Origin of the sequence: Streptomyces sp. SID4985 (assembly GCF_009863025.1) — a bacterium.
GTDB lineage: Bacteria > Actinomycetota > Actinomycetes > Streptomycetales > Streptomycetaceae > Streptomyces.
The window spans coordinates 1-7683 of sequence record NZ_WWIR01000119.1 but is presented as its reverse complement, the minus strand read 5'-3'; the positions used below and the strand labels follow the sequence as shown (position 1 = coordinate 7683).

Here is a 7683-nt window from a genome sequence, read left to right as displayed (position 1 = left end):
GCCCGCGACGGCGGCCCGGGTGCCGAAGGCCGCGCCCGCCGTGCCGTGCAGCACGTCCGCGAGGCGCGGGCCGCCCGCGACGACGACGGTGAACACGCCCTGCATCCGGCCGCGCATCTCGTCGGTGGCGGCGGAGAGCAGGATCGCGCCCCGGAAGACCATGGAGACCATGTCGGCCACGCCCGCGGCGGCCAGGAAGGCGACGGCCATCCAGAGGTTGCCGCTGAGCCCGAACCCGGCGATGGCCAGGCCCCAGGCGACGACGGCGCCGATGACCATCCAGCCGTGGGAGCGCGCCCGGGAGAACACGCCGGAGAACAGTCCGCCGAGCACGGCGCCGACCGGCACGGCGGCGAAGAGCAGGCCGAGCGCGAAGTCCGGGTCCCAGGAGACGTAGGTCTCGGCGGCCAGCTCCGGGAACAGCGCCCGGGGCATGCCGAAGACCATGGCGACGATGTCCGCGAGGAAGGACATCAGGAGCACCTGGTGCCCGGTGATGTACCGGAACCCTGCCGCGATCTCGCGTACCCCGGCCCGGCGCGCGGCCGTCCCGCCGAGCGGCGGCAGCGCGGGCAGCCGGAAGACGGCCCACACGGTGACGCACAGCGCGAGGGCGTCGATCAGATACAGCTCGGGCAGGCCGACGACCGGCATCAGCGCACTGGCGAGCAGCGGTCCGGCGACCAGCCCGGTCTGCATGACGGTGGTGCCGAGCGCGTTGGCGGCGGGCAGCTCCGCCTCCGGGACCAGTCGGGCCACGGAGGCGCTGCGGGCCGGGGAGTTGAGCCCGAAGAACGCCTGCTGGACGGCGAGCAGCACCATCAGCACGGGCACGGAGTCGAGTCCGGTGAATGCCTGGGCCCAGAAGAGCAGCGACGTGACGGCGATGCCGGTGTTGGTGACGAGCATCAGCTTGCGCCGGTCCACGGTGTCCGCGACCGCGCCGCCCCACAGCGCGAAGGCCACCATGGGCACCAGGCCCGCGATGCTCGCGTAGCCGACCCAGGCCGAGGAGTGGGTGATGTCGTAGATCTGCTTGGGTACGGTGACGGCGGTGAGCTGGCTGCCGACGGCGGTGACGATGGTCGACGTCCACAGGCGCCGGTACGCCGGGATGCGCAGGGGCCGGGTGTCCATCGCCCAGCGGCGCCATCCGTGCCGGGGCGGAGGATCGGCGGGCGCGGTCTCGGCGTTCTCGGCGGCCGGGGTGGCGGTTCCTGGGTCGGTGCTGCTGCTCTCGCTCGTGTCCACGGGGTTCCTGGTCGCTCGATCCGTTGCTCGATACATCTTTCGATTCGGGCCTCACTATCGCAGTAACTCCCGCCTGTGACCGAACCCGTTTCGCGATCCGGCCGGATACCGCCCGGGCCGTGCTCGGTACGCGGTCGCAGCACTCGGCCTCAGCACCCGGTCTCAGTACCCGGCGAGCAGGGCGGCGCCGAGGCCGAGCATCGTGGCGGCGATGACGCCGTCGAGCACGCGCCACGCGGTGGGCCGGGCCAGGACGCGGCCGAGCAGCCGGGCGCCGAGGCCGAGGGCGGCGAACCAGCACAGGCTGGCGACGGCCGCGCCGAGTCCGAAGGTCCAGCGCAGCGGGCCCCGGTCGGCGGCGAGCGAGCCGAGCAGGAAGACGGTGTCGAGGTAGACGTGCGGATTGAGCCAGGTCAGGGCGAGGCAGGTGAGCACCGCGCGCCTGCGGGAGCCCGCCGCGTCGCCCTCGGCGCGCAGCCCGGTGCCGCCGGGCTTCAGGACCCGGCGGGCGGCGAGGACGCCGTAGCCGATCAGGAACAGCCCACCGATCACCCCGACGGCGCGCACCGCGTCCGGCCACGCGGTCACCAGGGCGCCGATCCCGCCGACGCCGAGCGCGATCAGCACCGCGTCGGACAGGGCGCAGATGCCGATCACGGCGAGGATCGCGTCGCGGCGTATCCCCTGGCGCAGGACGAAGGCGTTCTGGGCGCCGATGGCGACGATCAGGGAGAGGCCGGTACCGAATCCGGCGGCCGCGGCGGTCAGGGCGTGGTTCATGCCCTCGACGCTAGGCAACGGATCACCGCGCGTACAGCTAAAGATTCTTACGTATCCTTAGCTCTCGTGATGTTCTCATGATGCCGGACCTGCCCCTGGACCAGGTACGGACGCTGCTGGCCGTGGTGGACGAGGGCACCTTCGACGCGGCGGCCGCCGCCCTGCATGTGACACCGTCGGCGGTGAGCCAGCGGGTCAAGGCGCTGGAGCAGCGCACCGGCCGGGTCCTGCTCCGGCGGACCAAGCCGGTGCGGCCGACCGAATCCGGCGCGGTGCTGGTGCGGTACGCCCGTCAACTGGCCCGGCTGGAACGCGACACGCGACGTGAGCTGGGGCTGAGCGGGGCCGGGGAGCCCGCGCGCGTGTCGGTCGCGGTGAACGCGGACTCGCTGGCCACCTGGTTCTTCGGCGCGCTGACCCAGGTGACCGGGCTCTGTTTCGAGCTGCACCGGGAGGACGAGGGCCACACGGCGGAGCTGCTGCGCGAGGGCCTGGTGATGGCGGCGGTGACCACCGCGCCCGAACCGGTGCCGGGCTGCTCGGTGCGCCCGCTCGGCCGGCTGCGCTATCTCCCGGCCGCCGCACCGGAGTTCGCGGCCCGGCTGCCCGAGGGGCCGCTCGCCCAGGCGCTGTACGAGGTCCCGGTGGTGACCTTCGACCTCAAGGACCGGCTCCAGGACGGCTTCGTCCGCTCCCTCGGCGGCACCGGGGCGGGCACGCTGCGGCACCGCATCCCGACCTCGGAGGGGTTCCTCCAGGCGGTCGTCGCGGGACTCGGCTGGGGCCTGATCCCGGAGCCGCAGGCGCTGCCGCTCCTGGCCGACGGACGCCTGGTGCCGCTCGCGCCGGACGTGTGGGTGGACGTGGCCCTCTACTGGCAGCAGTGGAAGCTGGACTCCCCCGCCCTCGCGGCACTGGCGGAGGCGGTCACCGAGACCGCCGCGGGCGCGTTGCGGAGGTGAGCGGGGCGACAGCGCTCCGGGAGGAGTCGGCACCGAGCCTGGCCGCCGCGCTGTCCAGCAGCATCTCCAGCGCCGTCGGATAGGCGCTGTGCATCATCCGCCGGGCCAGCAGCGGGGCGGCCTCCGCGATGCGCGGGTGGGTGGCGCGGGGCAGCCGGGCGTACGTCGACTGCCACTGCTCCTCGTCGGCGCGCTGGGAGGCGCTCGGCAGGGCCAGGGTCGCGGCGTCGAGGGCGGCGAAGGCCAGCGTCTGGTCGATGAAGGCGTGGTAGACGCGGACCGTCTCCGGGAGCGAGAACCCGGCCCCGGCGAGCACGTCCAACACGGCCTCGTCGGCGGCCAGTTCATGGGCGCGCCCGGTGACGCGCCCGGCCGTGAGCACGGCGGCCTGCGGGTGGTCGACGTAGACGGCGTAGATGCGCAGCCCGATCGTGCGCAGGTCGGTGCGCCAGTCGCCGGTGCGTTCCCAGCCGTCCAGGGCCTGCCCGATGAGCGCGTCGCCGATGGCGAGGGTGAGGTCGTCCATGCCCCGGAAGTACCGGTAGAGCGTGCTCGGGTCGCAGTCGAGCGCGAGGCCGAGGCGGCGGGCGGTGAGCCCGGTGCTGCCGTGCTCGCGCAGCAGCCGCAGGGCGGTGCTGACGATCAGCTCCTCGGACAGCACGATGCCGCCGCGCGTCGGCCGCCGCCTGCGGCGCCGCTCCTCGGGGACGACGGGTTTGGGCACGGCGAAGCCTCCTCGCGGGCGTCCTTATGCCAACACCATTGACCTTACGGCACACGGAGGCGTTGCATACGGGCCAAGGCGCGCCTGCCGAGTCGTCGTTTCCGTCCGTGTCAGGCAGGAGTTTTCCGTCATGCGTGTACTGCTCGTGGGAGCCGGCGGTGTGGGTACCGCCGTCACCCGGATCGCGGCCCGTCGTCCGTTCTTCGACCTGATGGTGGTGGCCGACTACGACCTCGCCCGTGCCGAGGCGGCCGTCGCGGCCCTCGGCGAGGAGGGCGGCCGTTTCCGGGCCGCCCGTGTCGACGCCGGGGACGAGTCTGCGGTGTCCGCGCTGCTCGCCCGCCACGGCTGCGACGTGCTGCTGAACGCCACCGACCCCAGGTTCGTGATGCCGCTGTTCCGGGCGGCGTACGGCGCCGGGGCGACCTATGTCGACATGGCGATGTCACTGTCCCGCCCGCACCCGGAGCGGCCGTACGAGGAGTGCGGGGTGAAGCTGGGCGACGAGCAGTTCGCGCTCGCCGGGCAGTGGGCCGAGGCGGGGCGGCTCGCGCTGGTCGGGATGGGCGTGGAGCCGGGTCTGTCGGACGTGTTCGCCCGGCACGCGGCCGACGAACTCTTCGACACCATCGAGGAGATCGGCGTCCGCGACGGCGCCAACCTCACCGTGGAGGGCGCGGACTTCGCCCCGTCCTTCAGCATCTGGACCACCATCGAGGAGTGCCTGAACCCGCCCGTGGTCTACGAGTCCGACCGGGGCTGGTTCACCACCGAGCCGTTCAGCGAGCCCGAGGTGTTCGACTTCCCCGAGGGCATCGGCCCGGTGGAGTGCGTGAACGTCGAGCACGAGGAGGTGCTGCTGATGCCGCGCTGGGTGGGCGCGGAGCGGGTCACCTTCAAGTACGGGCTCGGCCGCGAGTTCACCGACACACTGCGCACGCTGCACCAGCTGGGCCTGGACCGCACCGCCCCGGTGACCGTGCCCGGCCCGGACGGACCGGTGGAGGTCTCGCCGCGTGACGTGGTGGCGGCGGGGCTGCCGGACCCGGCGACCCTGGGCGACCGGATGCGCGGCAAGACCTGCGCGGGCACCTGGGTGCGCGGCACGAAGGACGGGGCGCCGCGCGAGGTGTACCTGTACCACGTGGTCGACAACGAGTGGTCGATGGCGGAGTACGGCTGCCAGGCCGTGGTGTGGCAGACGGCGGTGAACCCGGTCGTCGCGCTCGAACTCCTGGCCACAGGGGCGTGGGCGGGCCGGGGTGTCCTCGGTCCCGAGGCGTTCCCGGCCCGCCCGTTCCTCGATCTTCTGACGGCGTACGGCTCGCCGTGGGGCCTGCGCGAGCAGTGACGCGAGCGGTGTCCGGCGGCGCGCTCAGGCGCGGGCGGGCTTGCCCTTGGCGTACAGCCACGTGTTCAGCAACGGGCCCACGTCCTTGCCGGACTCCCGCTGCGCGAGGCGGATGAACTCGGCCGTGGTGCCGTGCCCGGCGCGGTGGGCGTCGGCCCAGGCGCGCAGGACGCGGAAGAACGTCTTGTCGCCGACGGCCCGGCGCAGCTCGTGCAGGGCCATGGCGCCCCGCGCGTACACGGGGGTGCCGAAGATGTTCTTGCCGCTGCCCGGGTCGCCGGGCGGGTAGGCCCACAGGCCGTCCTTGGCCGGGCGGGCGTAGAGGGCGTCGAAGGTCTTCTGGGCGCTCGCGCCGCCGTGCTGCTCGCTGTAGAGCCACTCGGCGTAGGTGGCGAAGCCCTCGTTGAGCCAGATGTCCTTCCAGCTCGTCAGCGAGACCGAGTCGCCGAACCACTGGTGGGCGTTCTCGTGGACGAGGGTGGCAAGGTCGGGCGCGGAGTCGTAGACGGGCCGGGTCTGGGTCTCCAGGGCGTAGCCCACACTGGGCGCGTGGTCCACGATGGAGCCCGCCGCGCGGAAGGGGTACGGGCCGAAGAGCCTGCTCTCCCACTCCAGGACGGAGGGCAGCTGCTTGAGGACGGGCGCGGCCTTCTTGGCCTCGCGCGCGTCGACGGCGTTGTAGACCTTGATCCCGTCGCGGGTCGTGTACTGCTCCGTCCGGAACTTGCCGACGGTCGCCGTGGCCAGATAGGCGGCCATGGGCTCGGCCTCGTGCCAGCGCAAGGTGGTCAGGCCGTGCACGGTGCTCTGTCCGCGCAGCACGCCGTTGGCGACGGCCGTGTACCCCTTGGGCACGGTGACGGTGAAGTCGTAGGACGCCTTGTCCTTGGGGTGGCTGTTCGAGGGGAACCAGGTCATGGCGCCCTGCGGCTCGTTCGCGACGAAGGCGCCGTCGTCGGTGGGGATCCAGCCGTCGGGTGAGCCGTCCGGGTCGGTGACGGGCTTCGGCGTGCCCCGGTAGGTGACGGTGACGCGGAACTCCCGCCCCTTGCGCGGGGCGTGGCGCGGGGTGACGACGAGTTCCTGGCCGTCGCGGGTGAAGCGGGCGGCGGCGCCGTCCACGGTGACGCCGGTGACGGTCAGGCCCCTGAGGTCGAGGTCGAAGCGGCTGAGGTTCTGGGTGGCGCGGGCGGTGAGGACGGCCTTGCCGTCGAGGTGCCGGGAGGCGATGTCGTAGCGCAGGGTGAGGCCGTAATGGCTCACGTCGTAGCCGCCGTTGCCGCTGAGCGGGAAGTAGGAGTCGCCCGCGCCCGGTGCGCCCGGCTTCGCGGACCCGGCGGGTGCGGCGGCGCCGAGCAGGGCCGCGACCACCAGGGGCGCGGTGAGCAGGACCGCCTCGCGGCGCAGGACCGTGGTGCGTCGGGCGGCGGATCTGCGGGGTGACGTCACGTGCGCTCCTCGGAGGTGGCGGTGATCGCTTCGTCCACAGGGTAGGGCCGGGGGCCCGGCGGTTTCGCCCCGGCGCGGGTCAAGTCACGCGCCGTGATCCGTACGGCGGCCCCGGCGCGCCCGCAGTACGCTCGCGGGACGCGTCCCGTGCCTATGTGCCTATGCGTCTATGTGAGGGAGCCCGGTCATGAGCGTGCGTGTGCGCCGGATCTACGACCCGCCGGAGCCGGACGACGGACTGCGCGTGCTGGTCGACCGGCTGTGGCCGCGCGGGGTCTCCAAGGAGGAGGCTCGCCTGGACGAGTGGCCCAAGGCGCTGACCCCCTCGACGGAGCTGCGCCGCTGGTACCACCACGGCGGCTCCTTCGACGAGTTCCGGCGCCGCTACGAGCAGGAGCTGACCGCTCCCGAGGCCGCCGCGGCGCTCGACGGCCTCAGGAAGTCGGTCAAGGAGGGCCCGGTCACGCTGCTCACGGCGACGAAGCACACGGAGAGCAGCCAGGCGGAGGTGCTGCTGGAGCTTCTCCAGCGGTGAGCGGTCCCAGGAGGCGTCAGGCCGTCTCCCTCGCCGCCGCCCGTCCCGCCGCGCGCCCCGAGAAGAGGCAGCCGCCGAGGAAGGTGCCCTCCAGCGCGTTGTAGCCGTGGACCCCGCCGCCGCCGAACCCGGCGACCTCGCCGGCCGCGTACAGGCCGCCGACCGGGGTGCCGTCCGGGCCGAGGGCGCGGGAGTCCAGGTCGGTCTGGATGCCGCCGAGGGTCTTGCGGGTGAGCACGCTGAGCCGTACGCCGATGAGCGGGCCCGCCTCCGGGTCGAGGATGCGGTGCGGGGAGGCGACGCGGCCGAGGCGGTCGCCGATGTAGCGGCGGGCGTTGCGGATGCCCTGGATCTGGGAGTCCTTGCTGTAGGGGTTGGCCAGCTGGAGGTCGCGGGCCTCTATCTGGCGGCGCACCTCGGCGGCGTCGAGGAGGGACTTGCCGGTGAGGCCGTTCATCTTGCCGACCAGGTCCTCCAGGGTGCGGGCGGTGACGAAGTCGGCGCCGTGGTCGAGGAACGCCTGTACGGGGGCGGGGGCGCCCTTGCCGAGCAGCCGGTCGCGCAGCACGGCCTTGCGGTCCTTGGCGGTGATGTCGGGGTTCTGCTCGGAGCCGGAGAGCGCGAACTCCTT

At 73.3% G+C, this 7683-nt stretch carries 8 protein-coding genes; 3 read left to right on the top strand and 5 right to left on the bottom strand.

Annotated features, from left to right (window positions below; all coding sequences use genetic code 11):
• Together GTW40_RS04845 and GTW40_RS04840 are read right to left on the bottom strand one after the other, a co-directional pair.
• A partial coding sequence (locus GTW40_RS04845; RefSeq protein WP_161178896.1) for an MFS transporter occupies positions 1–1251 on the bottom strand: 1251 nt, incomplete at its 3' end.
• Positions 1252–1413: 162 nt separating this feature from the next.
• On the bottom strand, positions 1414–2031 hold the full coding sequence (locus GTW40_RS04840) for a LysE/ArgO family amino acid transporter (protein ID WP_161178895.1): 618 nt from the start codon (positions 2029–2031) through the stop codon (positions 1414–1416).
• A gap of 77 nt (positions 2032–2108) precedes the next feature.
• On the opposite strand from GTW40_RS04840, the gene GTW40_RS04835 reads away from it, so the two are divergent.
• Positions 2109–2993: a LysR family transcriptional regulator ArgP gene (locus GTW40_RS04835; protein WP_161178894.1), complete on the top strand. Its 885-nt coding sequence runs from the start codon at positions 2109–2111 to the stop codon at positions 2991–2993.
• Here GTW40_RS04835 and GTW40_RS04830 read toward each other — a convergent pair.
• Positions 2959–3717, bottom strand: a complete 759-nt coding sequence (locus GTW40_RS04830; protein ID WP_161178893.1) for a TetR/AcrR family transcriptional regulator — start codon at positions 3715–3717, stop codon at positions 2959–2961. The two genes, GTW40_RS04835 and GTW40_RS04830, sit on opposite strands and share 35 nt — an antisense overlap.
• Before the next feature lie 130 nt (positions 3718–3847).
• On the opposite strand from GTW40_RS04830, the gene GTW40_RS04825 reads away from it, so the two are divergent.
• A complete protein-coding gene (locus GTW40_RS04825) occupies positions 3848–5068 on the top strand; it encodes a saccharopine dehydrogenase C-terminal domain-containing protein (RefSeq protein WP_161178892.1) in 1221 nt (406 codons plus the stop codon).
• 24 nt (positions 5069–5092) lie between these two features.
• Here GTW40_RS04825 and GTW40_RS04820 read toward each other — a convergent pair whose 3' ends face one another.
• Positions 5093–6517, bottom strand: a complete 1425-nt coding sequence (locus GTW40_RS04820; protein ID WP_161178891.1) for a M1 family metallopeptidase — start codon at positions 6515–6517, stop codon at positions 5093–5095.
• Positions 6518–6704: 187 nt separating this feature from the next.
• Between GTW40_RS04820 and GTW40_RS04815 the strand changes: the two genes are divergently transcribed.
• Positions 6705–7052 (top strand): DUF488 family protein, encoded by a 348-nt coding sequence (locus tag GTW40_RS04815; protein WP_202485389.1) that lies wholly within the window; start codon positions 6705–6707, stop codon positions 7050–7052.
• Positions 7053–7068: 16 nt separating this feature from the next.
• On the opposite strand, the gene GTW40_RS04810 is transcribed toward GTW40_RS04815, so the two are convergent.
• Positions 7069–7683, bottom strand: a 615-nt coding sequence (locus GTW40_RS04810; RefSeq protein ID WP_161178890.1) for an FAD-binding protein, incomplete at its 5' end; no start/stop codon positions are given.

Bases quoted from the DNA above. Each gene is read 5' to 3' on its own strand.
- GTW40_RS04840 (WP_161178895.1), bottom strand. From the start codon at position 2,031: ATGAACCACGCCCTGACCGCCGCGGCCGCCGGATTCGGTACCGGCCTC.
- GTW40_RS04835 (WP_161178894.1), top strand. From the start codon at position 2,109: ATGATGCCGGACCTGCCCCTGGACCAGGTACGGACGCTGCTGGCCGTG.
- GTW40_RS04825 (WP_161178892.1), top strand. From the start codon at position 3,848: ATGCGTGTACTGCTCGTGGGAGCCGGCGGTGTGGGTACCGCCGTCACC.
- GTW40_RS04815 (WP_202485389.1), top strand. From the start codon at position 6,705: ATGAGCGTGCGTGTGCGCCGGATCTACGACCCGCCGGAGCCGGACGAC.